The 22,386-nt window shown below is 65.7% G+C and carries 23 protein-coding genes and 1 riboswitch; of the genes, 9 read left to right on the forward strand and 14 right to left on the reverse strand.

Annotated features, from left to right (window positions below; genetic code table 11):
* Positions 1–28: 28 nt before the first annotated feature.
* Positions 29–110: riboswitch (SAM riboswitch) on the forward strand.
* The 3 genes from metX (at position 100) to AC1DB0_RS10085 (ending at position 3,333) form a co-directional block, all read left to right on the forward strand.
* Positions 100–1,362, forward strand: coding sequence for a homoserine O-succinyltransferase MetX (gene metX, locus AC1DB0_RS10075; RefSeq protein WP_054421269.1), 1,263 nt, complete (start codon positions 100–102; stop codon positions 1,360–1,362). Its footprint overlaps the riboswitch before it by 11 nt.
* On the forward strand, positions 1,359–1,973 hold the full coding sequence (gene metW / locus AC1DB0_RS10080; RefSeq protein ID WP_476757436.1) for a methionine biosynthesis protein MetW: 615 nt from the start codon (positions 1,359–1,361) through the stop codon (positions 1,971–1,973). The genes metX and metW overlap by 4 nt, the downstream gene beginning before the upstream one ends.
* 76 nt (positions 1,974–2,049) lie before the next feature.
* A complete protein-coding gene (locus AC1DB0_RS10085; RefSeq protein WP_428980508.1) occupies positions 2,050–3,333 on the forward strand; it encodes a muropeptide transporter in 1,284 nt (427 codons plus the stop codon).
* Between the two features lie 87 nt (positions 3,334–3,420).
* On the opposite strand, the gene AC1DB0_RS10090 is transcribed toward AC1DB0_RS10085, so the two are convergent.
* Positions 3,421–4,290 (reverse strand): universal stress protein, encoded by an 870-nt coding sequence (locus tag AC1DB0_RS10090; RefSeq protein WP_054421271.1) that lies wholly within the window; start codon positions 4,288–4,290, stop codon positions 3,421–3,423.
* A 252-nt stretch (positions 4,291–4,542) separates the two neighbouring features.
* On the opposite strand from AC1DB0_RS10090, the gene AC1DB0_RS10095 reads away from it, so the two are divergent.
* Together AC1DB0_RS10095 and AC1DB0_RS10100 are read left to right on the forward strand one after the other, a co-directional pair.
* Positions 4,543–5,181 (forward strand): trimeric intracellular cation channel family protein, encoded by a 639-nt coding sequence (locus tag AC1DB0_RS10095; protein WP_054421272.1) that lies wholly within the window; start codon positions 4,543–4,545, stop codon positions 5,179–5,181.
* 123 nt (positions 5,182–5,304) lie between these two features.
* A complete protein-coding gene (locus AC1DB0_RS10100; protein WP_054421273.1) occupies positions 5,305–6,006 on the forward strand; it encodes a GntR family transcriptional regulator in 702 nt (233 codons plus the stop codon).
* Positions 6,007–6,031: 25 nt separating this feature from the next.
* Here AC1DB0_RS10100 and AC1DB0_RS10105 read toward each other — a convergent pair whose 3' ends face one another.
* The 4 genes from AC1DB0_RS10105 to AC1DB0_RS10120 are packed head-to-tail and all read right to left on the reverse strand — an operon-like array spanning position 6,032 to position 8,996.
* The gene (locus tag AC1DB0_RS10105; protein ID WP_175170543.1) at positions 6,032–6,799 is read right to left on the reverse strand and encodes a LamB/YcsF family protein; all 768 of its coding nucleotides are present in this window, start codon (positions 6,797–6,799) and stop codon (positions 6,032–6,034) included.
* A gap of 11 nt (positions 6,800–6,810) precedes the next feature.
* The gene (locus AC1DB0_RS10110) at positions 6,811–7,809 is read right to left on the reverse strand and encodes a 5-oxoprolinase subunit C family protein (RefSeq protein ID WP_476757437.1); all 999 of its coding nucleotides are present in this window, start codon (positions 7,807–7,809) and stop codon (positions 6,811–6,813) included.
* Entirely contained in the window at positions 7,806–8,540 is a 735-nt protein-coding gene (gene pxpB, locus AC1DB0_RS10115) for a 5-oxoprolinase subunit PxpB (RefSeq protein ID WP_054421276.1), read from the reverse strand. The genes AC1DB0_RS10110 and pxpB overlap by 4 nt, the downstream gene beginning before the upstream one ends.
* A gap of 24 nt (positions 8,541–8,564) precedes the next feature.
* A complete protein-coding gene (locus AC1DB0_RS10120) occupies positions 8,565–8,996 on the reverse strand; it encodes a VOC family protein (protein WP_054421277.1) in 432 nt (143 codons plus the stop codon).
* A 147-nt stretch (positions 8,997–9,143) separates the two neighbouring features.
* Here AC1DB0_RS10120 and AC1DB0_RS10125 point away from each other — a divergent pair, with 147 nt between their 5' ends.
* Entirely contained in the window at positions 9,144–10,016 is an 873-nt protein-coding gene (locus AC1DB0_RS10125; protein ID WP_054421412.1) for a LysR family transcriptional regulator, read from the forward strand.
* Between the two features lie 68 nt (positions 10,017–10,084).
* Here the strand turns inward: AC1DB0_RS10125 and serA are convergent, their stop codons facing one another.
* The 9 genes from serA to phoB form a co-directional block, all read right to left on the reverse strand.
* Positions 10,085–11,281, reverse strand: coding sequence for a phosphoglycerate dehydrogenase (serA, locus tag AC1DB0_RS10130; protein ID WP_054421278.1), 1,197 nt, complete (start codon positions 11,279–11,281; stop codon positions 10,085–10,087).
* Between the two features lie 129 nt (positions 11,282–11,410).
* Positions 11,411–11,881 (reverse strand): DUF411 domain-containing protein, encoded by a 471-nt coding sequence (locus tag AC1DB0_RS10135; RefSeq protein WP_476757438.1) that lies wholly within the window; start codon positions 11,879–11,881, stop codon positions 11,411–11,413.
* Positions 11,882–11,919: 38 nt separating this feature from the next.
* Positions 11,920–12,846, reverse strand: coding sequence for a copper resistance protein B (locus AC1DB0_RS10140; RefSeq protein WP_476757439.1), 927 nt, complete (start codon positions 12,844–12,846; stop codon positions 11,920–11,922).
* A gap of 3 nt (positions 12,847–12,849) precedes the next feature.
* On the reverse strand, positions 12,850–14,673 hold the full coding sequence (locus tag AC1DB0_RS10145; protein WP_476757440.1) for a copper resistance system multicopper oxidase: 1,824 nt from the start codon (positions 14,671–14,673) through the stop codon (positions 12,850–12,852).
* Positions 14,674–14,692: 19 nt separating this feature from the next.
* Positions 14,693–15,190 carry a cupredoxin domain-containing protein gene (locus AC1DB0_RS10150; protein WP_476757441.1) on the reverse strand — a complete coding sequence of 166 codons (498 nt, stop codon included), beginning with the start codon at positions 15,188–15,190 and terminating at the stop codon, positions 14,693–14,695.
* A 70-nt stretch (positions 15,191–15,260) separates the two neighbouring features.
* Positions 15,261–16,664 (reverse strand): heavy metal sensor histidine kinase, encoded by a 1,404-nt coding sequence (locus AC1DB0_RS10155; RefSeq protein WP_175170536.1) that lies wholly within the window; start codon positions 16,662–16,664, stop codon positions 15,261–15,263.
* Entirely contained in the window at positions 16,661–17,347 is a 687-nt protein-coding gene (locus tag AC1DB0_RS10160) for a heavy metal response regulator transcription factor (protein ID WP_476758651.1), read from the reverse strand. The genes AC1DB0_RS10155 and AC1DB0_RS10160 overlap by 4 nt, the downstream gene beginning before the upstream one ends.
* 57 nt (positions 17,348–17,404) lie before the next feature.
* Positions 17,405–18,712 carry a phosphate regulon sensor histidine kinase PhoR gene (gene phoR / locus AC1DB0_RS10165; RefSeq protein ID WP_054421284.1) on the reverse strand — a complete coding sequence of 436 codons (1,308 nt, stop codon included), beginning with the start codon at positions 18,710–18,712 and terminating at the stop codon, positions 17,405–17,407.
* Positions 18,713–18,724: 12 nt separating this feature from the next.
* Positions 18,725–19,423, reverse strand: coding sequence for a phosphate regulon transcriptional regulator PhoB (gene phoB, locus AC1DB0_RS10170; RefSeq protein ID WP_006227196.1), 699 nt, complete (start codon positions 19,421–19,423; stop codon positions 18,725–18,727).
* A gap of 164 nt (positions 19,424–19,587) precedes the next feature.
* Here phoB and ubiE point away from each other — a divergent pair, with 164 nt between their 5' ends.
* From ubiE to AC1DB0_RS10185, 3 genes are all read left to right on the forward strand, one after another.
* The gene (ubiE, locus tag AC1DB0_RS10175) at positions 19,588–20,364 is read left to right on the forward strand and encodes a bifunctional demethylmenaquinone methyltransferase/2-methoxy-6-polyprenyl-1,4-benzoquinol methylase UbiE (RefSeq protein ID WP_054421285.1); all 777 of its coding nucleotides are present in this window, start codon (positions 19,588–19,590) and stop codon (positions 20,362–20,364) included.
* Positions 20,365–20,542: 178 nt separating this feature from the next.
* Positions 20,543–21,556, forward strand: a complete 1,014-nt coding sequence (locus AC1DB0_RS10180) for a Tim44 domain-containing protein (RefSeq protein WP_054421286.1) — start codon at positions 20,543–20,545, stop codon at positions 21,554–21,556.
* A 189-nt stretch (positions 21,557–21,745) separates the two neighbouring features.
* Positions 21,746–22,384: a ubiquinone biosynthesis accessory factor UbiJ gene (locus AC1DB0_RS10185; RefSeq protein WP_054421287.1), complete on the forward strand. Its 639-nt coding sequence runs from the start codon at positions 21,746–21,748 to the stop codon at positions 22,382–22,384.
* Positions 22,385–22,386: the final 2 nt, after the last annotated feature.

Genomic DNA, 22,386 nt, shown 5'->3' on the forward strand with positions numbered 1-22,386 from the left:
TTCTTTCCGCTGTACCTGAGTGCAGTACCCATATTTCGGCGCCGATTTGCCTGATCCGCTTGCGGGCGCCTTCCAATAAATCCAGCTAAAGAGGTCCGTATGACCACTCCTGCCCAACATTTGGCCGGTGATTCGGCCAGCGGGTTCGTCCCCGCCACCGTCACGACGTCCGACTCCGCTGATCCCGGTTCCGTCGGTCTTGTCGCACCCACCTTCATCCGCTTCGATGAGCCGCTGCCCTTGCTTAGCGGCCAGTCGCTGGCTGCGTACGAACTTGCCGTGGAAACCTACGGCACGCTCAACGCGCAGCGCACCAACGCGGTCCTGATCTGCCATGCGCTCAATGCCTCGCACCACGTGGCGGGCCTGGCGGCAGACAACCCCAGCGATGTCGGCTGGTGGGACAACATGGTCGGCCCCGGCAAACCGGTGGACACCAACATCTTCTTCGTCATCGGCGTGAACAACCTGGGCTCCTGCTTCGGTTCGACGGGTCCGGCCAGCGTCAACCCCGAAACCGGCAAGCCCTGGGGCGCCGCGTTCCCGGTGCTGACCGTGGAAGACTGGGTGCGCGCGCAGGCTCGCGTGGCCGATCACTTCGGCATCGATCGCTTCGCGGCGGTGATGGGCGGATCGCTGGGCGGCATGCAAGCGCTCAGCTGGGCCATTACCTTGCCCGACCGCGTGGCCAACTGCGTTGTGATCGCCAGCACGCCGCGCCTGTCGGCGCAGAACATCGGCTTTAACGAAGTGGCGCGCCGCGCCATCATCACCGACCCGGATTTCCACGGCGGCGACTACTACGCGCAAGACACCGTGCCGCGCCGCGGCCTGTCGGTGGCGCGCATGATTGGTCACATCACCTACTTGTCCGATGACGACATGGCCGAAAAATTTGGCCGTGCGCAACGCGCGCCCGCCGAAAACGGCGCCTACCACTACGGCTACGACGTCGAGTTCGAAGTGGAGTCGTACCTGCGTTACCAGGGCGAGAAATTCACCCGCTATTTCGACGCCAACACCTATCTGCTGATCACGCGCGCGCTGGATTATTTTGATCCGGCCCGCACGACGGGCGGCGACTTGGCGCGTGCGCTGGCGCCCGCCAAGGCCGACTTCCTGCTGGTGTCGTTCTCGACTGATTGGCGCTTCCCGCCCGAGCGCTCGCGCGAAATCGTGCGCGCGCTGCTGAAGAACGCCAGCCCCGTCACCTATGCCGAAATCGACGCGCCGCACGGGCACGACGCCTTCCTGCTGGAAGACGCGCGCTACCATGCCGTGGTTCGTGGCTACTACGAACGTATCGCGCGCGAGCTTGGGCTGGCGGGCGATACCGCCCTGACCGAAGGACGTTCCGCATGACTCCTGCCACCCCCCGCTATGCCCATAACGCGCTGCGGCCCGACCTGGCGCGCATCGCGGGCTGGATCGAACCCGGCAGCCGCGTCCTGGACTTGGGCTGCGGCGACGGCGCGCTATTGGCGCACTTGCGCGACAACCGCCAGGTGCGCGGCGCGGGCGTTGAGCTGGACGACACCTGCGTGATCGCCTGCGTGCGGCGCGGGGTGGAAGTCATTCAGCAAAACCTGGAAGACGGCCTGGCGCTGTTTGACGACAAGCAGTTCGACACGGTGGTGCTGTCGCAGACGCTTCAGTCCATGCACCGCACCGAACACATCCTGCGCGAAATGGCGCGGGTGGCGCGCCACGGCATCGTGTCGTTTCCCAACTTCGGTTACTGGCCGCACGGCTGGGCCATCCTGCGTGGCCGCATGCCGGTCACGGGCCAGATGCCGTACCAGTGGTACAACACGCCGAACATTCACCTGTGCACGCTGCGCGACTTCGAACAGCTGGCCGGCGAGCTGAAGCTGCGCATTCTTGAACGCGCCACGTTCAACGAAGGGCACGAGGTCAAGCTGTTCCCCAGCTGGCGCAGCACGCTGGCGGTTTATCGTTTCGCGACGCCCTGACATTCCGACACCGATCGCCCTGACGGCGCGGCCGAACAGGCCCTAAAATGCCGCAAGCCTCGCGGCGCAACGCCTGTTGCGCCGTGCTGGCGCGTTTCAGGAGACCGTCATTACCGCTGTATCCAACGTCTACACCAGCCCCCGCGTGGCCCCCTTGCTGGTCCTGGGCTTTGCCAGCGGATTGCCTCTGGCCTTGACCGGCGGCACCTTGCAAGCCTGGGCCACCGTGGAAGGCGTCCCGCTCCAGGAAATCGGTTTCCTGACGCTCGTAGGCACGGCCTACACCATCAAATTCCTGTGGGCCCCCCTCATCGACCGCTATGTGCCGCCGCTGCTTGGCCGCCGCCGCGGCTGGATGCTGGTCACGCAAGTGCTGCTGGGCCTGGCCATCATGCTGATGGGGCTGATGTCGCCCTCCACCGCGCTGATGCCGCTGGCGATGCTGGCCGTGGGGGTGGCGTTTCTGTCCGCCACCCAGGACATCGCGTTTGACGCGTATTGCACGGACGTGTTGCGCAAGGAGGAACGCGGCGCCGGCGTTGCCATGAAGGTGATGGGGTACCGGCTGGCCATGATTGCCTCAGGCGGGTTGGCGCTGATCCTGGCGGACCAGTGGATCGGCTGGGGCAATACCTATGTGCTGATGGGCGGGTTGATGCTGCTGTGCGTGCTGGCCACGCTGTGGGCGCCCGAGCCGGAACACGTCGCTCGCGCCCCGCGCAATCTGGGGCAGGCGGTGGGCGAGCCTTTGGTCGAATTCTTTACGCGGCCGGGCGCTATCTCCATCCTGCTGCTCATCGTGATGTACAAGCTGGGCGACGCGTTCGCGGGCGCCTTGTCCACCACCTTCCTGATCCGCGGCGCGGGCTTCACGCCCACCGAAGTCGGCACCGTGAACAAAGTGCTGGGGCTGGCCGCCACCATCGTGGGCGCGCTGGCCGGCGGCACGCTGATGTCGCGCTGGGGCCTGTACCGGTCGCTGATGGCGTTCGGGCTGCTGCAAGCGGTGTCGAATCTGGCGTACTGGCTGATTGCGGTCAGCCCGAAAAATATCTGGCTGATGGCCACCGGCGTGGGGATCGAAAACCTGTGCGGCGGCTTGGGCACCGCGTCGTTCGTGGGCCTGTTGATGGCGTTGTGCCGGCAGCGGTTTTCGGCCACGCAGTTCGCGCTGCTGTCGGCGCTATCTGCCGTGGGGCGCACGTATCTGGCGGGGCCGCTGACGCCGCCGCTGGTGGCGTACCTGGACTGGCCGGGGTTTTTCCTGCTGACGGTGGTGATTGCCGTGCCGGGGCTGGTGCTGTTGAAAATGCTGCGTGGCACGATCGAAACCATGGAAAAGCAGGGCGACGAGGCGTAATCGTTTCCCAGACACATCGCAGCACAGCAAAAAGCGGCGCCAGAAGCGCCGCTTTTTCATGGGGCCGTGCTGATCCTGCCGGCCCGCTTATTCGCCGTCGATCAGCCGGACGATCAGCACGTCGCTCGGCAGGGATTCCAACAGGCGCTCAGCCACGCTGCCGATGGCGGTGCGCAGGATGCCGGTGCGGCCGTGCGTGCCGGTCACGACCAGGTCGGAGCGATGGTTGAACGAATATTCCGACAGCACGGTTTCGGGTTGGCCGGGTTCCAGCACCACCTTGGGCGGCGTCAGCCCAGCCAGTTCCGGCGTTTGCGCCGTGAATTCCTGCGCGCTTTGTTCCGCGCCCTTGTAGAAGCTGCGCGTGACGGCGTCGTCAGGCACGGACTTGCCCTGGAACGGCACGTCGTACGCATGGAACAGTGTCAGGTTGGCGTTGGGCACCAGTTGCAGCGCGGCGCGCAGGGCCTGGCGCGAGCCGGGCGAGAAGTCGGTGGCGACCAGCACGTCGCGATACGGCTTGCGCGGGCGGGTCTTCACGACCAGCACCGGCTGGCGCGCTTGCCGGGCCAGCTTCTCAACGGTGGTGCCCAGCAGCAGCCGGCCCAGCGTTTCGTCGCGGGCGATGCCGGTGACGATCAGCGAGCAACCATAGCTATCGGCGGTTTCCATGATGCGCGTCAGCGGATCGCCCGACACCACCACCACTTCCGACGGCACGTCAGCCGCAGACAGGTCTTCAGCCAGCTCGCGTTCGGCCAGCGACTTGTGGTCGGACGACAGGCGCCGCCAGACCGGCGTGGTCAGGCGCGCAGGCGTGGCATGGCTTTCCATGACATGCAGGACGATCAGCTTGGTATTGAGTTCCTTCGTGAGCTGTAGCGCGCGGTCCAAGGCGCGATCGCCGCGCGCGCTCAGGTCAGTCGCCAGAAGGATGGGGCCTGTTTGCTGTGTCATACGTTATCTCCCGGTTGTGGCCAGAGTGGCGACTCCCGCGTCCGCGCAGCCTGGCTTGTACTGCCCTGTCAGGGCGTTATCCCATTGTCTCGCCGCGACGCAGACAGGGGATTGATCGATGTCAACGCACGGTCCAGCGTAAGGGACGCGCCGCAACCAGGCAATGGCGGATTGCGCAATATCAGCGTCAATACAATGTGGGGTTGGCCGCGCCTGTTTCCCTGGCCCCTTTTTTCTATAACTGTTATCTCCATGTTCTCCGACATTTCCCCCGCCTTGCTGCACACGCTGTATTTAGTCGCCATCGTGGCCGAAGCCATGACGGCGGCGCTGTCGGCCGGCCGGCGCGACATGGACTGGATGGGCGTCTGCATCATCGCCTGCGTCACCGCACTGGGCGGCGGGTCGCTGCGCGACGTGCTGTTGGGGCATTACCCGCTGACCTGGGTCATCCATCCCGAGTACCTGTGGATGACCGGCGGGGCCGCCATCCTAACGGCCTTGATCGCGCCCGTGATGCGGCGCTTGCGCAGCGTGTTCCTGCTGGCCGACGCGCTGGGTTTGGTGGCGTTCACCGTCATCGGCTGCCAGGTGGCGCAGATGATGCAGCTGCCGGTCACCGTCGTTTTGATCAGCGGCATGATCACCGGTTGCGCAGGCGGGGTGCTGCGCGATGTGCTCTGCAACGAAGTGCCGCTGCTGTTCCGCAAAGAGCTGTACGCCAGCGTATCGGTATTGACCGGCGCCTTGTACCTGGGCGGCCAGTCGCTGGGCTTGTCGGCCAATGCCGCCGTACCGCTGGCGTTGGCGGTGGGGCTGGCCATGCGTCTGTTGGCTCTGCGCTTTAACTGGCAGATGCCAAAGTTCGTCTATCGGGATGATTGGGATTGAAAGGCGGGGACTGAGACAAACCCATTTTGACCTCTGCAACAATTTTCCTATTTGTGTTTCAAGAGATTTCTAGTATCTTCTCGGTGTCTCATACCATGCCTCGCGCAGTACAAGGGGAGCCGATTGGACGTCAAAGCGCCCGCCACGATTCCGTATTTCCTTCAGGAACAGATTCGTGAGTTGATAGTGGATGGCACTATCCGGCCCGGGCAGCCCTTGCGGGAGCAAGAACTAGAGCAGCGTTTCGGCACCAGCCGCAGCCCGATCCGGGAAGCACTGCGTTTGCTGGAGTTGAGCGGCCTGGTCACGCATATCCAACGCAAGGGCTTTCGGGTCACCCTCTATACCGAAACGCAAATCCGCCACCTGTACATGTTGCGCGCGGAGCTGGAGGCGTATTGCCTGCGCCAGCTGGCCGACGTGACGGATCTGTCGCCGCTGGTGGCCGAGCTGCGCAGCTACGACGAAGCGATTGCGTCGTCGATGGCCAAGCGCGACGTGCGCGCCAGCATCGCGGCATGCCGCGAGTTCTATCTGGCCAGCGCCCGCTACACCGGCAACACGCCGCTGACCAGCATGCTGAGCAAGCTCTACGAACAGGTGGAGCCGCTGCGCTTCCTGCTGGCCCGGCGCTCGATTGAAACCAACACCATCCAGACCTACACCCACGGCATCACGCAGGCCGTGGCAGTGCGCGATTTTGAGCGCGCTGCGGGGTTGACGCGCACGTACGTGCTGGAAGTGCTGCCGAGCATTGTGCAGGTGTATCGCGACGCCATTGAACCCGTAAGGCAAGAGGCGGCGCCGCGTTACGGCCGGGCCTGACCCCTTGCTTTAAGGGGCTGCGCGTTCAGCCGCGCGCAGGCGTGCGGACTTCAATGCCCGCCTGCTCCAGCGCCTGGCGGATGCCGTTGGCGAACAACAGGGCGTTGGGCTGGTCGCCATGAATGCAGAGCGTGTCGGCTTGCACCGGCACATCGCGGCCATCTACCGAACGCACCTTGCCTTCGCGCACCATGCCTATGACTTGCGCCACCGCTTGCTCCAGGTCTTCGATCATGGCGCCCGCGCGGGTGCGCGGCGTCAGCGAGCCGTCGTCCTGGTAAGAGCGGTCGGCGAACACTTCGCTGGCGGCCGCAAGCCCAATGGCGCGCGCGGCGTCGATCAGCTTGCTGCCGGCCAGCCCATACAGAATCAGTGACGCGTCCACATCCTTGACCGCCTGGCAGATGGCGCGCGACAGGCCTTCGTCTTTTGCGGCCATGTTGTACAACGCGCCGTGCGCCTTCACGTGATGCAGCCGCGCCCCTTGCGAGGCGGCCACGCCGGCCAGCGCGCCGATCTGATAGACCACGATGTCATAGGCTTCATCGGGCGTGGTCGGGATGCTGCGGCGGCCAAAGCCCGCCAGGTCCTGCAAGCTGGGGTGGGCGCCCAGCGCCACGCCCTGCTTGAGCGCGGCCGCCACCGTTTTGCGCATGGTGGCCGGGTCGCCGCCATGAAATCCACAGGCGATGTTGGCGGAGCTGACGTATTGCAGCACCGCCGCGTCGTTGCCCATGGTCCACGCGCCATAGCTTTCGCCCATGTCGCAATTCAAATCGATGCGGGTCGTCATTGCAGGTTCCTTTATGCGGGGGTCAACAAGGCGCGCAGCGGGGCCAGCGCGTCGTGCAATTGCGTGAACGCGCGTTCGCGTTCGGCATCCAGCCGCTGCGCATCGTCCAGGCTGATCAGGGCAAAGCGCAGCGTGTCGCCGGGGGCGGTCTGCGCCAACGCGGGCAGGTCCACCGTAGCAATCTGCGCGATCTTGGGATAGCCGCCCGTGGTTTGGCGGTCGGCCATGAGGATGATGGCCTCGCCGCCCGACGGCACCTGCACGGTGCCGAAACAGGCGGCTTCCGACAGCATTTGGCGCGGCTGTTCCAGCGCCAGCGCCGGGCCCGTCAAACGATAGCCCATGCGGTCAGATTGCGGGCTGACGCGAAATTCCGCGCCGCTGAACGCGTCGCGCGTGGCATCCGAAAATTCGTGCCAATGCAGGCCGGGCAGAAAGCGGATGGCGGCGCGGCGCGTGTTGCCCAGCGTGCCGGGCAGATAGATGCGCAGGTTCCACAACGCGTCGCGCAGCGCCTTCAGGTCCCGGTGCGCGGCAAGCGGGGTCCGCAGGGCAATGCAATCGCCCTTGGCCAGCGCGCGGCCTTGGAAGCCGCCAAAGCCGCTGCGCAAATACGTGGATTCGCTACCCATCACCGCAGGCAAGGCAAAGCCGCCATGCACCGCCAGATACGCGCGCACACCGGTGGCGGGGCGCGCGCCAAAGGCCAGCGTATCGCCCGCGCAGGCCACTAGCGGGCGGTGCGGGGAAATGTCTTGTCCGTTCAGCGTGGCGCCAAGGTCTGCGCCGGCCAGCGCAAAGCAAGCCGGCGCATCAAAGCGCAAGGTCGGCCCGGTCAGCGTTATTTCCAGCGTGGCGGGGTCACCGGCGTTGCCCGCCAGCGCATTGGCCAGCCGGTGCGCGCGTTCGTCCATGGCGCCAGCGGCGGGTATGCCTTGATGCTGATACCCGTTGCGGCCGGCGTCCTGGAAGCTGGACAGCATGCCGGGCTTGATGACGGTCAGGCTCATGGCTGTGCCTTCCGGATGCGGTTGAACTCGTCGGCGCTGATGGGCACGAAGCGCACCGAATCGCCCGGTTGCAGCAGCGAGGCCGGTTCGCGGGTCGGGTCGAACAGCGTCAGCGGCGTGGCGCCGATGATGTTCCACCCGCCGGGCAGCCGGTTCGGGTAGATCACCGTTTGCCGGTTGGCGACCGCAACGGAACCGATGGGCACCACGGTGCGCGGCGACGGCCGGCGCGGGATGTTCAGTTTTTCGTCGTGCAGGCCCAGGTAGGGGTGGCCTGGCGCAAACCCCAGCATGAACACCATGCTGCGCGGTCCGCTGTGCAGGGCGATGATGTCGTCGGGCGTTACGCCAGCGGCGCGCGCCACGTCGTCCAGGTCGGGGCCATGTTCGCCGCCGTAGCAAACCGGGATATCAATGTCACGTTCGGCCGAGGCGTCGGCAGGGATGCCATCGGCAAGCAGCGCGTTGACGCGGGCGGTCAGCGCGGAACAGGTGGGGCCGCCGCCGACGCCGTCGGGCCGGTAATGCACGGCCACGGCGACGAATGACGGCACCACGTCGGTCACGCCGGCCAATTGCGCGTCGCGCAGTTTGCGCGCCGCGGCCAGACAGGTCCGGCCGACCGACGCGTCAATCCGGTCGCCAAAGGTGATGATCAGGCAGCGATCACCCTGGGGCTGGATGCGCCAGGAGGGTTCGGCCGGAGAAGGGGGTTCGGAAGAAGCGTTCAACGGCGCGACACCTCTGGCGGCGGATTACTTGGCGAACAAGGAATCCATGTTCTTGAAGGCTTTGAATTCCAGCGCGTTGCCCGACGGGTCCAGGAAGAACATCGTGGCCTGTTCGCCGACTTCGCCCTTGAAGCGGATGTAGGGTTCGATGACGAATTCGGTGCCGGCGTCGATCAGGCGCTTGGACATGGCTTCCCATTGTTCCATGGAAAGAACCGCGCCGAAATGGCGCACGGGCACGTTGTGCGAGTCCACGGCGCTGGTGGCCTTGTGGCCGCATTCGCTGGGCGCCAGGTGGGCGACGATCTGGTGGCCGTAGAAGTTGAAGTCGATCCATTCGGACGAGCTACGGCCTTCCGGACAGCCCAGCTTTTCGCCGTAGAAGGCGCGGGCTTCGGCCAGGTCGCGAACCGGGAAGGCCAGGTGGAACGGCGGCAGGTTGGTTTGAGCGGTCATGAGAATTTCCGGGTCATTCAAAAGAGGGTGATCGGCATGCGGGCTGCCGCGGGTGCAAAACAGCGCTAGCACCAGCCCCTAGTTTAGGTATTGTTTTTTTGATTGAAAAACGATATTTTTTGTGTCTTAGCATCAAAAATATTGATCGTGATCAAAGAGTTCAAAACCTTCATCGCCGTGGCCCGTGATGGCACCTTTACCGGGGCGGGCACGCATCTTGGGCTGACGCAGTCGGCGGTCAGCGCGCAAATCAAGCGCCTGGAGGAATACCTGGGCGTGGAATTGTTCGACCGCAGCGCGCGCGCCGCGGTGTTGAACGCGCACGGCCGAGAGATGCTGCCGCAGGCCGAAGAATTGGTCGCCATGGCTGAACGCATGGTCACCACGGCGGGGGCGGGGCATGTCAGCGGTTCGTTGCGCATTGGCGCAATCGCCTCGGTGCAGCAAGGCCTGCTGGTGGATGCGCTGGGCCGCTTTCGCGCGGTGTATCCCGATGTGCGGGTGCGGATTGTGCCGGGGGTGTCGCTGTCGCTGCTGGGTCAGGTGGACGCGGGCGAAGTGGACATGGCCGTGCTGATCCGCCCGCCTTTCACGCTGCCGCCGGAGCTGGGCTGGCAGCCGCTGTTAAGTGAACCCGTGGTGCTGGCCATGCCGGAATCCATGCCGGCCGCGCCTTGGCGCGACGTGCTGGCGACGCAGCCCTTCATCCGCTATGACCGGGCGTCATTCGGCGGGCGGGTGGTGGATATTTTCTTGAAGAAGCACCGCTTGAATGTGCACGAAGCGGTGGAGCTCGATGAAATTGAAGCCATCGCCAATTTGGTGCGTCACGGGCTGGGGGTGGCGCTGTTGCCGCGCCTGCGCGGGCTGGACATGACGGGCTTGCGCCTGGTGCCGTTGGGCGACCAGGCGTTTCACCGCGACATCGGCATCATCGGCCGGCTGCCGTTCGACGCGGGCAGCGTGCGGGAAAAGATGGCGGAATGCCTGGTGGCGGCAGCCGGTGAAGGCGTGCCATAAACAAGAATGGCGTCATGGCAAATTCAGCCACAACGCCATCCGCAATCAAGCGATCAACCTCGCCCGGTTTACAGCCGGTCGCAACGCACCGTGATCGGGTGGCTGCGCAGCGTGGACATCACCACGTCATCCACCTGGCCTTCCACGTCCGTAATCACATAACCAATCTGGCCCTTGGTTTGCAGCGTCTGGCTGACGATGTTCAACCCGTGTTGCGCCATCAGGTTGTCCAGCGTGCCCAGCGCGCCCGGGGCGTTGCGGTGCACGTGCAGGATACGGGTGGCGCCCGCCGGTTCCAGATACGGCAGTTCGGGGAAGTTGACCGCGCCCTTGGTCGTGCCGGCCTGCATGAAGCGCACCAGCTTCTCGGCCACTTCGCGGCCGATGTTCTCTTGCGATTCCTGCGTGCTGCCGCCAATGTGCGGGGTCAGGATGACGTTGGGCAGGCCGATCAGCGGGCTTGCCAGCGGCTCGTCCGCGCCCTTGGGTTCGGTGGGGAACACGTCCAGCGCAGCGCCCGCCAGGTGGCCGGACTTCAGCGCGGCGTGCAGCGCGTCGATGTCGACCACGGTGCCGCGCGACGCGTTGATCAGGATGGCCCCGCGACGCATGCGCGCGATGGTCTCTGCGTTCATGATGTTTTCGGTGGACTTGCCGCCCGGCACGTGCAGCGTCACCACGTCGGCCTGCTCCAGCAGGTCGTTCAGCGTTCCGGCCGGACGCGCGTTGCCCAGCGGCAGCTTGGCTTCCACGTCGTGATAGATGACGCGCATGCCCAAGCCTTCGGCTAGCGTGCTGATCTGCGAGCCGATGTTGCCGTAGCCCACGATGCCCAGCGTCTTGCCGCGCGTTTCAAACGCGCCTGACGCGCTCTTGTCCCAGTGGCCCAGATGCACGCGGGCGTTCTTTTCCGGAATCCGGCGCAGCAGCAGGATGGCTTCGCCCAGCACCAGTTCGGCAACGGAACGGGTATTGGAGAAGGGCGCGTTGAACACGGGAATGCCGCGCTGCATGGCCGAATCCAGGTCGACCTGATTGGTGCCGATGCAGAAGCAGCCCACGACGCGCAGGTCGGGGCTGGCCAGCAAGGCGGCATCCAGGTGCGTGCGAGAACGAATCCCCGCCACGTGCACGCCACGCAGGGCGTCGTGCATCTGCGCCGGCGGCAGGGCCGCGGCGTGCGTGACGATATCGGTGTAGCCGGCGGCTTCGAAGACCGCGCGGGCACTCGGGTGGATGTTCTCGAACAGGACGATTTTTGCCATGACTGCCAGGGGGTGGGTGAGAAATGCGTGTTATTTATTGTGGCGCATTTTTGCTGCAGTGCAAGGAGTAGCCATTGAGACGGTGTGGATGAATTGTTTCAATGGCCTTCCCACCCCCACCCCCGCGCCCTAGCGATACGCCTGGAACACCTTGGCGCCGCCCTGCTTGTCGACCAGCACCACGTCGTGCGGCGTCTTGCGGCCGCCGTACTCCGGGCCGTCCATGCCGGGCGAACCCAGCGGCATGCCGGGGGCGGCCAGGCCCGCTGCGTCGGGCTTTTCAAGCAGCAGACGCCGCACATCGCTGGCCGGCACATGGCCTTCGACCGCATAGCCTTCAACCATGGCGGTGTGGCAGGAACCGTAGTCCGCCATGCCCGCGTTGCGGCGGATCGGGCCGGTGTCTTGCACATCGTGCGTGGTCACGGTGAAGCCGTTGTCACGCATGTGCTTGACCCAGTCTTCGCAACAGCCGCAGGTTGGCGTCTTCCAGACGTCCACCTTGACGGGCGTTTGCGCCGCCGTGATCGCGGGGGCGAATAGCGGGGTGAACAGCGCCGCGGCAATAACCAGGCGGCGCGTAACTCGGGATGCGTTCATGATGCTCCGTAGGGTAAATGTCGAAAAGGCGGGGGGTGTCAAAACCAGAACCGCACACCGGCCATCACGGCCGTCTGCGAGCGGCTGGCCCCAGCGTCCGAGGCGTAGCTTGCCGTCTGGCCAAACTTTCGCTCAAAGGATACGCCGATGTAGGGCGCGAATTCCCGCGTGACTTCATAACGCAGCCGCAACGACAGTGAGCCCGTCGACAGCCCCGACCCGATCCCGCGTTCGGGGTCGGATTTTCCGTACAGGCTGGCTTCGAGTTCCGGCGTGAAGATCAGCCGTTGCGTCAGCAGCAGGTCGTACTCGGCCTTCAGCGCCAGCGCCGTGCGGCCCGACGAACCCACATAGCCGGTCGTCTCCAGTTCGATGTTGTACGGCAGGACGCCTTCAATGCCAATGGCGGCCCAGTTGCGCTTGGGGCCCGTGCCGATGTCGCGGCGCGCACCCAGTTGCAGGTCCCAGAAGGGCGAGACCGCGTGGCTCCAGAACGCTTCAACCTTTCCGTCCGAGCCGCCACCGTTTTCGCGTTCGCCTTCGCTCTTCACGACCAGCCGGTCGGTGGCCGTGCCGAACCAGAAGCGGCCATCCCAATCCAGCGCATTCTGTCCATCGCGGTTGCGCGACATGCCGAACTTGTCGAACAGCACTTGCCACGTGGGGTCGTTGTCCATCATGTGCGGATGGATACCGTAGCTGTCGTAGCTGCGATCGCCCGCGCCATCGCTGGACGGCAGGCTGCCGATGGGGGGCGGCGCATTCGATGCTGCGGAGTCGCCGTGACCCATGCTGGCATGGTCTATGGCGGCTGGCGCCGGACGCGTCGCGCCGTGGTCCATGCCCGGCATGCTGGCATGGTCCATCGCGCCGTGATCGGTCGCTGCGGTTTGCGCGTGCGCACCCGCAGCCACCAGCATCATCGCCAGGGCGCAGGCGCCCAATCGTTTTGTCTTAGGCGTCATCGCTTACTCCACCACGACCGCTCTGAACATGCCGGCCTCCATGTGATACAGCAGGTGGCAGTGGTAGGCCCAATGCCCGCGCGCATCGGCGCTGACGCGGTAGCTCAGCCGCTGCGCCGGGTTGAGCGTGATTGTGTGCTTGCGCACCTGGAACGCGCCGTCGGGCGATTCCAGGTCGCTCCACAGGCCGTGCAGATGGATGGGGTGCGTCATCATCGTGTCGTTGACCAGCACGAAGCGCACGCGCTCGCCGTAGCGCAGCACGATGGGTTTCGCGTCCGAGAACTTCACGCCATTGAACGACCACATGTAGCGTTCCATGTTGCCCGTCAGATGCAGCTCGATCTCGCGCGAGGGCGCGCGGTTGTCGGCGGGTTCGCGGATGGAATGCAGGTCGGCGTATGTGAGCACGCGGCGGCCGTTGTCGCGCAAGCCCACGCCCTGATCGTCCAGACGCGTTGACACCACGTCGGGCAGCATCGAATTGCCCACGCCGCGCTCGGCGGGGTAGGGATGCTTCACTTCGACCATGCCGCCCTGGCCAGCGCCGGAACCGTGCTGCATGCCATGGTCCATGCCGGGCATGGCGCTGTGGTCCATGGCGGCTGCGTCTGCCCCGGCCCCTGCATTGGCAGCCGCGCCCGCACCGGCATGGTCTCCACCGCCCATGTCGTGCGCCATGCCCATGTCCATCATGCCCAGCAGCTGCACGCGGTCCAGCGCCGGCACGTCTGCCTGCATGCCGGCGCGCGGGGCCAGCGTGGCGCGGGCGTAGCCGGAACGGTCCATGGCCTGCGAGAAGATCGTGTAGGCGCGGTCGTCTTGCGGCTCGACGATTACGTCATACGTTTCCGCCACGCCGATGCGGAACTCTTCCACGTCCACCGGGCGCACATCCTGCCCGTCCGCCGCCACCACCGTCATCTTCAAACCTGGAATACGCACGTCGAAGTACGTCATCGCCGAGCCGTTGATGAAGCGCAGCCGGATGCGTTCGCCCGGCGCGAACAGCCCGGTCCAGTTGCCCGCGGGCGTCGCGCCGTTGGTCAGGAAGGTGTAGGTTGCGCCCGACACATCCGCCAGGTCCGACGGGTTCATGCGCATCTGTTCCCACATCAGGCGTTCAGACAGCGCGGCGCGCCAGCCACGGCCGTCCGCGTCGGTGCGCAGGCTTTGCACGCTGGGCTGAATGCCGTTGTAGTAGTCGGGCATCACCTTCAGCTTGTTGAAAAGCCGCATCGGATCTTCGTCTGTCCAGTCGGACAGCAGCACGGTGTAGTCGCGGTCGGACGCGATGGGGTCGCGGCGGCGCGGGTCGATGACGATGGCGCCGTACAGGCCCGTCTGTTCCTGAAAGCCCGAATGGCTGTGATACCAATACGTGCCGCTTTGGCGCACGTCGAAACGGTAGGTGAAGGTCTGGCCCGGGTCGATGCCGTCAAAGCTCAGGCCCGGTACGCCATCCATGTTCGACGGCAGCAGAATGCCGTGCCAATGAATGGACGTTTGCTCGCGCAGCCGGTTGGTGACGTGCAGCGTCACCGTGTCGCCTTCGCGCCAGCGCAGGATGGGCGCGGGCAGTTGGCCGTTGACGGTGGTGCCGATGCGGGCCGCGCCCGTGAAGTTGACCGGCGTTTCGCCAATTTCAAGATGAAACTCGGTGCCGCGTAATTCGGTGGCGGAGGCAGGGTGCAATGGCGACTGCAGCGGGGACAGCGACGGCGATTGTGCCAGCGCCGCGCGCCAGCCGCCAAGCGCCGCCAGCGCGCCGCCGGCCGCCACGCCCTGCACGAATCTCCGGCGGGCAAGAGGGGGAAGTGTGCGCATGGGTAGTCTGTGCCGGGCGTCAAAGCACCGACACGGCTCCCTTCATGCCGGCCGAGTAATGGCCGGGTTCCAGGCAGCCGAAAGACACCGTACCCGCCTTGTCGAAGCGCCAGACGATCTGCCCGGTCTTGCCCGCCTCCAGCGACACCGCGTTGGCTTCCTCGTGGCGCATGCCGGGGTCCTTCATCATCATGTCGTAGTGCGCTTTCAGATCGGCGTCGGTGCCCAGCACCAGCTCGTGCCGAATCTTGCCGACATTGCGCACCGTGATGCGCACGGTCTCTCCGGCCTTGACCTCGATACGGTCGGGCGTGAAACGCATGGCGTCGTTCATGTCGATATTGACGGTGCGCGTGGCGCGGGCGGCGTCGCCCGGCTTGCCGATCGGGGCTGTTGCGGCCGGCATGGTCATGGACGGCATGTTGTGGCCATCGTGGCCGCCTGCGGCTTGCGCGGCGCCGGTGAACAGCAGGGCCAGGGCAGCAGCCTGGCTAAGGCGAATCAGAGCGTCTTTCACGAAAATCCTTACAGGAGTGACCGTGATGACACTGTAGGAAAGCCGGGGTGACCCGATTCTGTCGCCTGGATTACGGTTTTGTAATGTTCGGCGGGCGCGGGGACGTTTCCGGCCCGCGCAACGTGATGCCCACCACCGTGCCAGACGCATCCGACACCGCGTCCACATCGCCGCCATGCATGCGGGCGATGGCGCGCACGATGGCCAGCCCCAGCCCGTGCCCTTCGCTGCGCGGCGCGCGGGTATGCCCAGACCGGAAGAAGCGGTCGAAGATGCGGGGCAGGTCGGCGGCCGGAATGGGCGTGCCGGGGTTGCGCACTTGCACCCGCGCGCCTGCCGCCGACGCTGAACACGTCAGCACGATTTCGCGCCCCGCGGGCGTAGCCTTGATGGCGTTGGAGATCAAATTGGCCAAGGCGCGGCGCACCAGCCCCGGGTTGGCGGCCACCGTCGCATCGCCCTCGCAGCGCAGATGCACACCTTGGGCTTCCAACGTGGCTTCGTAGTATTCCGCCACGCGCCGGGCTTCGGCCGCGAGCGACACCGGCGCCAGGTCCGCCGCCCGTTCCCCGCGGTCCGCACGCGCCAGGAACAGCATGTCGTTGACCAGCGTCTTCAGGTCTTCGAGCTCTTCCAGATTGGATTCCAGCGCGTCGCGCAACTCGGCGGCGTCGCGCGGGGATGACAGCATCACCTGCGTGCCGTTGATCAGCGTGGCAAGCGGCGTGCGCAGTTCATGCGCAACGTCGGCGTTGAACCCTTCCATCTGCTGATACGCCGATTGCAGCCGTTCCAGCGTGCGGTTGAAGGACCGCACCAGGTCGTGCAGTTCACGGTCGGTGTCTTCCAGCGGCAGGCGGCGCGCCAGATTGTCGGGCTGGATGCGGGCGGCCTGCTCCGACAGCCGGCGCGTGGGGGCCATGCTGCGGCGCACGGCCCAGGCGGCCAGCACCACGGTCGCGCCCACCCAGAGCGCACAGATCAACACCAGCGCGGTGCCATAGGCGTACAGAAACTGCGAGCTGGTGCGCGTGCTGACGGCCACGGTCAGTTCGGCGCCCGGCAGGATGCGGTCGTTCATGGCCACGCGCAAGCCGCGCATGCGCCCGCCATCGGCGGTTTGCAGCACCACTTGTCTGCCGTCGTCAGCCGTGCCCAGCGTTTCAGGGGCGGGGCCGCCGTACACGGCGTGGCCCTGCGCGTCCACGATCCAGATGCCCAACTGGCCTTGGCCGGCGCGCATCTCGTCAAACGTGGCGGCCAGATCGTGCAGGCCGCTGGCGCTGTTCTGCATGTCGATCAGGTGGTCGATCAATTCCAGCTTGCCGCTGACCTCGGTGATTTCCTGGCGCTCGACTTCGCGCTTGAGCGCCCAGAACAACGTCGCCCCGGCCAGGCTGGATACCAGCAATGCAATGGCGCCCAACAGCAGCGTCAGCCGCGCCTGCATCGAACGCATGCGCGGCGGCTTCATGCCGGTTTGGGCTCGGGGCGCGACTCCAGCACATAGCCCATGCCGCGCACGGTGTGCAGCAGCTTGGCGTCGAACGGGTCGTCCAGCTTGCCGCGCAGGCGGCGCACGGCGACGTCGATGACATTGGTGTCGCTGTCGAAATTCATGTCCCACACCTGTTCGGCCAGCGTGGTGCGTGACAACACCTGCCCCTGGCGGCGCAGCAGCAGGGCAAGCAGGTTGAATTCCTTGGCGGTCAGGTCCAGGCGGCGGCCGCCCCGCTGGGCGCGGCGGCGCGCCAGGTCCAGCTCCAGGTCGGCCAGGCGCAGCAGCGTGGGTTCTTGCGTGCGGCCCCGGCGCAGCAGCGCCTGCACGCGCGCCAGCAGCTCCGAAAACGCAAAGGGCTTGACCAGATAATCGTCGGCGCCGCCTTCCAGGCCGCGCACGCGGTCTTCCACGGCGTCGCGCGCCGTCAGCATCAGGATGGGGGTGTCTTTTTGTGCGCGAACCGATGCCAGGATGCCGAAGCCGTCCACGCCGGGCAGCATCACGTCCAGCACGATCAGGTCGTACGCGCCCTCCAGCGCCAGATGCAGACCGTMGACGCCGTCGCGCGCCAGATCCACGATATGGCTCTGTTCCGACAGCCCCTTCTTAAGGTAGTCGGCCAGTTTGGGTTCGTCTTCGATGACCAGGATGCGCATGGCCGGAAATTTACCACCCGCGCCGGCTGTGCGGCGCGGGTGGTACGAGCAAACCGGTCAGGCCGGTTCGTCGATAGCGATACGTTCGAAGGGGAAGCGCAGCGCAAAGACGCTGCCTTTGCCGGGCTCGCTCGTGATGAGCAATTCGGCATCGTGGCGCATGGCGATGTGCTTGGTAATCGCCAGGCCCAGGCCCGTGCCGCCCACGGCGCGCGAGCGCCCGCGGTCCACGCGGTAGAAACGTTCGGTCAGGCGCGGCAGGTGGCGGGCGGGGATGCCGATGCCGGTGTCCTGCACGCTGTAGCGCGCGCCGCCATCGGGCTCGCGTTCCCAGCGCACGGTGATCGTCCCGCCGTCGGGCGTGTAGCGCACGGCGTTGGTCAGCAGGTTCGACAGCGCAGAGGTCAGCTCGGTTTCGGCGCCCAGCACGTCCAGCGTTTCGTCGATGTGCCATTCCAGCACATGACGTCCGCCCGACAAGGCTTCGATCTGCTGACGCGCCTTTTGCAGCAGCGCGCTCATGTTGATCGCGCGCGGGTCGCTGCCCGGCGACGATTCCAGCGTGGACAAGGTCAGCAGGTCTTCAACGATGGCCTGCATGCGCTGGGCTTGCTCATGCATCATGTCGATGTACTGCGCGCGCTGTTCTTCGGGCAAGGCATCGGCCGGCATGTCGCGCAGCGTTTCCAGAAAGCCCGCCAGCACGGTCAGCGGCGTGCGCAGCTCGTGCGAGACGTTGGCCACGAAATCGCGGCGTGTGGTTTCCAGGCGTTCAATCTGCGTGACGTCGCGGGTAATAAGCAGGCGCTGATTACTGGCGTAAGACGTCAGCTGCATCATCATCAGCCGTTCCTGGCCTTGTTGGCCCAGGCGCACCAGGATCGGGTCGGGCCAGGACGAGCGGTGCGCGTATTCCACGAATTCCGGCGCGCGCAGCAGGTTCAGCAGATTGTGGCCACGGTCGGCCGGCAGGCGCAGGCCCAGATGCTGGCGCGCCATGCGGTTGCACCAGTCGATCTGGAATTCTTCATTCATCGTGACCGCGCCGTCCGGCAGCGCCTGGGCGGCGGCCAGCATGCCTTGCATGGTGTCGCGGGTTTCAGCCAGTTCCCGGGCGCGGGCGCGGGTGTAGCGGTAGAGCGGGGCGAGGATGTCGTCCCAAGGCCCGACGGAGGCGGGAGGAGAGGTGTCCGGGTGATTGGCCCAGTGGGAAACCAGCGTCAGGCGCCAGCTGCGCCAGAGCAGCATGGCGGCCAACGCGGCGGAAAACACGATCCAGCCGAATGGATCACCTATGAGCCATTGCGCCAGTAGTGAAATCACCGCCCACAGGGCGACCAGGAAAAGGGTGCGCAGCCAGATCATCGTGCGGGAGTTTTACCGCGTCGGAAGCTGTGCCGTAAACCGGTATCCGCTGCCGCGCACGGTTTCAACGTGCGCATCGTGGCCGCTGGGTTCCAACGCCTTGCGCAGGCGGCGGATGTGGACGTCAACGGTGCGCTCTTCCACGAACACGTGGTCGCCCCAGACCTGATCCAGCAGTTGCGAACGCGAGAACACGCGCTCGGGGTGGGTCATGAAGAAGTGCAGCAGACGGAACTCGGTGGGACCGATCTGCAAAGACTGGCTATTGCCCGACAGGCGGTGCGTGACCGGGTCCAGCTTCAGGCCGCCCACGTCGATGACGTCATCGGTTAGTTGGGGCGCGCGGCGGCGCAACACGGCCTTGATGCGGGCCATGAGCTCTTTCGGCGAGAAGGGCTTGGTGATGTAGTCGTCGGCGCCGGCTTCCAGGCCGTCTACCTTGTCTTGCTCGGAGCCCTTGGCGGTCAGCATAATGACCGGGACGGCGCGGGTGCGCTCGTCGTTGCGCAGCTTGCGCGCCATGGCCAGGCCGGACGTGCCGGGCAACATCCAATCCAGCAGGATCAGATCGGGGAGTTCGGCGCGAATCAGGGTCTGGGCCTGGTCGGCGTCGAACGCGCGCAGCACTTTATGCCCCGCGAAGGACAGGTTGACGGCGATCAGTTCCTGGATTGCGGGTTCGTCTTCGACGACGAGGATGGTGCTGGACATGGCGAATTTGGGCACACTTCTGAGCGCCGGCGCGGCGCGAACATTGCGATAGTATGGCCGCAATATTTCAGGTATGTGACCGCAGGGTGCTTCCGGGGAAGGTTCTCTGCCCGCCGGCGCGCGCCCGATAGGCTACCATTGCCAGGATATATCGGGAATTCACCATGCAAAACCCCTCCGAATCGCAACATTCCGCCGACTCCAACGCCCAATCCACGCATTTCGGCTTCCAAACGGTGCCGGAAGGCGAAAAAGCCCGCAAGGTCGCTGAAGTCTTCCATTCGGTCGCCCAGCGTTACGACGTCATGAACGATTTCATGTCGGCCGGCCTGCACCGCGTCTGGAAGGCCTTCACCATTGGCCGCGCCGCCATCCGCCCCGGCATGAAGGTATTGGACATCGCCGGCGGCACGGGCGACCTGGCCAAGGCTTTCGCCAAGCGCGCGGGGCCTACCGGCGAGGTCTGGCTGACCGACATCAATGATTCCATGCTGCGCGTGGGCCGCGACCGCCTCACTGACGCCGGCCTCTTGGTGCCCACCGCCGTTTGCGACGCCGAGCGCCTGCCGTTCCCCACGGGTTATTTCGACCGCGTCAGCGTGGCCTTTGGCCTGCGCAACATGACGCACAAAGACCGCGCGCTGGCCGAAATGACCCGCGTGCTGAAGCCGGGCGGCAAGCTGCTGGTGCTGGAATTCTCGCGCGTGGCCAAGCCGCTGGCGCCCGCCTACGACTGGTATTCCTTCAACGTGCTGCCCTGGTTGGGCAAGAAGGTCGCCAAGGACGAAGCCAGCTACCGTTACCTGGCGGAATCCATCCGCATGCATCCCGACCAGGAAACCCTGGCCGATATGCTGCGCACCGCCGGTCTGGAACGGGTTCAGTATTTCAACCTGACTGCCGGCATCGCCGCCTTGCACGAGGGCGTGCGCCTGGGCTGAAACCCGGCCTGTCCACAGGATATTTCTTCACCCCACGGGGAACTTGTGGGGCGGCGTCTTGTCCGTTATTCTTACGACGTTCAGATTACTGTAAGAAAAGTCGCGATTAGGTCCCGCTGTCCGTGGGACTCCCAGCTGCTCGGGGCAGCGGGGGCGCGAGTACGAGGGAGCAAACTCTATGACCAAATTCTGTCTTTCGCGGTTTGTCGCCGCGGCGCTCATCGCCGTTTCCGGCGCGGCGTTGGTGACGGCGTCGTTTGACGCCGAAGCCCGTCGTGCAGGTGGTGGCAGCAGCGTCGGCCGTCAATCCTCCAATGTGACCCAGCAGCGCCAGGCGACCACGCCGCCGGCCGCCGCCAACAACACGGCTGGCGCCACCGCCGCTCCGGCAGCCGCCGGCGCAGCCACGGCCGGCGCCGCGGGCGCTGCCGCCAAGAGCGGCGCGTCGCGTTGGCTCGGCCCCATCGCCGGCATCGCTGCTGGCCTGGGTATCGCCGCCTTGCTGTCCAGCATGGGCCTGTCGGGCGCCTTCGCTGAATTCCTGGGCTCCGCGCTGCTGATCGCCGCCGTTGTCTTCGCCGTCATGTTCATCATCCGCCGTCTGCGTGGCGCCGGTCCGCGTACCGCGACGCAAGGTGCCTTCAATGGCGCCAACAACGCACCGGGCCAGCAACCGCAGCCGATGTGGCGTGAAGCCCTGAAGCCGGCTGCCGCCGCACCCGCCGCTGCTGCCGCCCCTGTGGCTGCCGCCGCACCGGTCGCGCCTCCGGCAGTTCTGCCCAAAGCGGGCGAGGACAACAACTGGTTCGTGCCGGGTGATTTCGATACGCCCAACTTCCTGAAGCAAGCCAAGGAGCAGTTCGTTCGCATCCAGGCTGTGTGGGACAGCGGCAGCACCGATGGCCTGCGCGACTTCCTGACCGATGACCTGATCACCGAACTCAAGCCGCAGCTGGCTGAGCGCGGCGCGGCTCCCAACAAGACCGAAGTGGTGCTGTTGAACGCCGAAATGCTGGGCATCGAATCCGTGTCCGACGGCCACCTGGCCAGCGTGCGCTTCTCCGGCATGCTGCGTGAGGCCCCCGGCGCCGAAGCCTTCCGCTTCGAAGAAGTCTGGAACCTGTTCAAGCCTGCCAATGGCGGCTGGCTGTTGGCTGGCATTCAGCAGATTCCGGTGGATCTGGCCAGCTAAACGCTGGCTGGCCGGGACTGCCTCTGTCCTCCGTTGCCGGATGCCCGAAAGGGCATCCGCTTGAACCGGCCCCACAAGGGCCGGTTTTTCCATGTGCCTTTCGCACTAAACACGCGCCCATCTAACCCGTTACACTCCCGATTTACCTACTAATTCCGGCAACCCCGCCACGCGGTGTTGCAGACCGTCATGCTGCCTTTTTCGTTCCTGCCCACTCCCTCGCGGTTGGCTGTAAGCGCGCTCAACGCCCTGTTGCGGCGTGAGGACTGGGCGCGCGAGCGTCTGGCGCGGCATGCCGGCAAGACCGTGCGCTTTGCGTTGGGCGGTTTCACGCTGGGCCTGACGATCGACAGCGAAGGCCTTGCGGCGCAGGCTGACCCCGCCGTCGTGCCCGACGTGACGCTGACCGTGGCCCCTGAAAAGCTGCCGTTGCCGCGCCTGGGCGCTGACCGTGAAACCCCTGACTTCGCCGAAGCCACCCATATCTCGGGCGACGCGGCATTGGCCCAAGTGGTGGCGGACCTGTCCAAGCAGCTTCGCCCGGACCCCGAAGACGCGCTGGCCCGCGTGGTGGGCGATATCGCCGCACTGCGCATCGTGGGCGGCGCGCGCGCCGCGGCCAATGGGGCGCGCACGGTGGGTACGCGCCTGGCCGAAAACGTCTCGGAATACCTGGCCGAAGAAAGCGGCGTGCTGGTGGGCCGCCCCGCGCTGGAACAATGGCGCCTGGACTTAGCCGAGCTGAACGCTCGCACTGATGCCTTGACGCGTTCGGCCACCGCCCTGCAAACCCGTCTGGCTTCGGCCAGCGCAAAGCGGGGCGCCTGATC

It is taken from the genome of Achromobacter sp. 10T422, assembly GCF_056394065.1.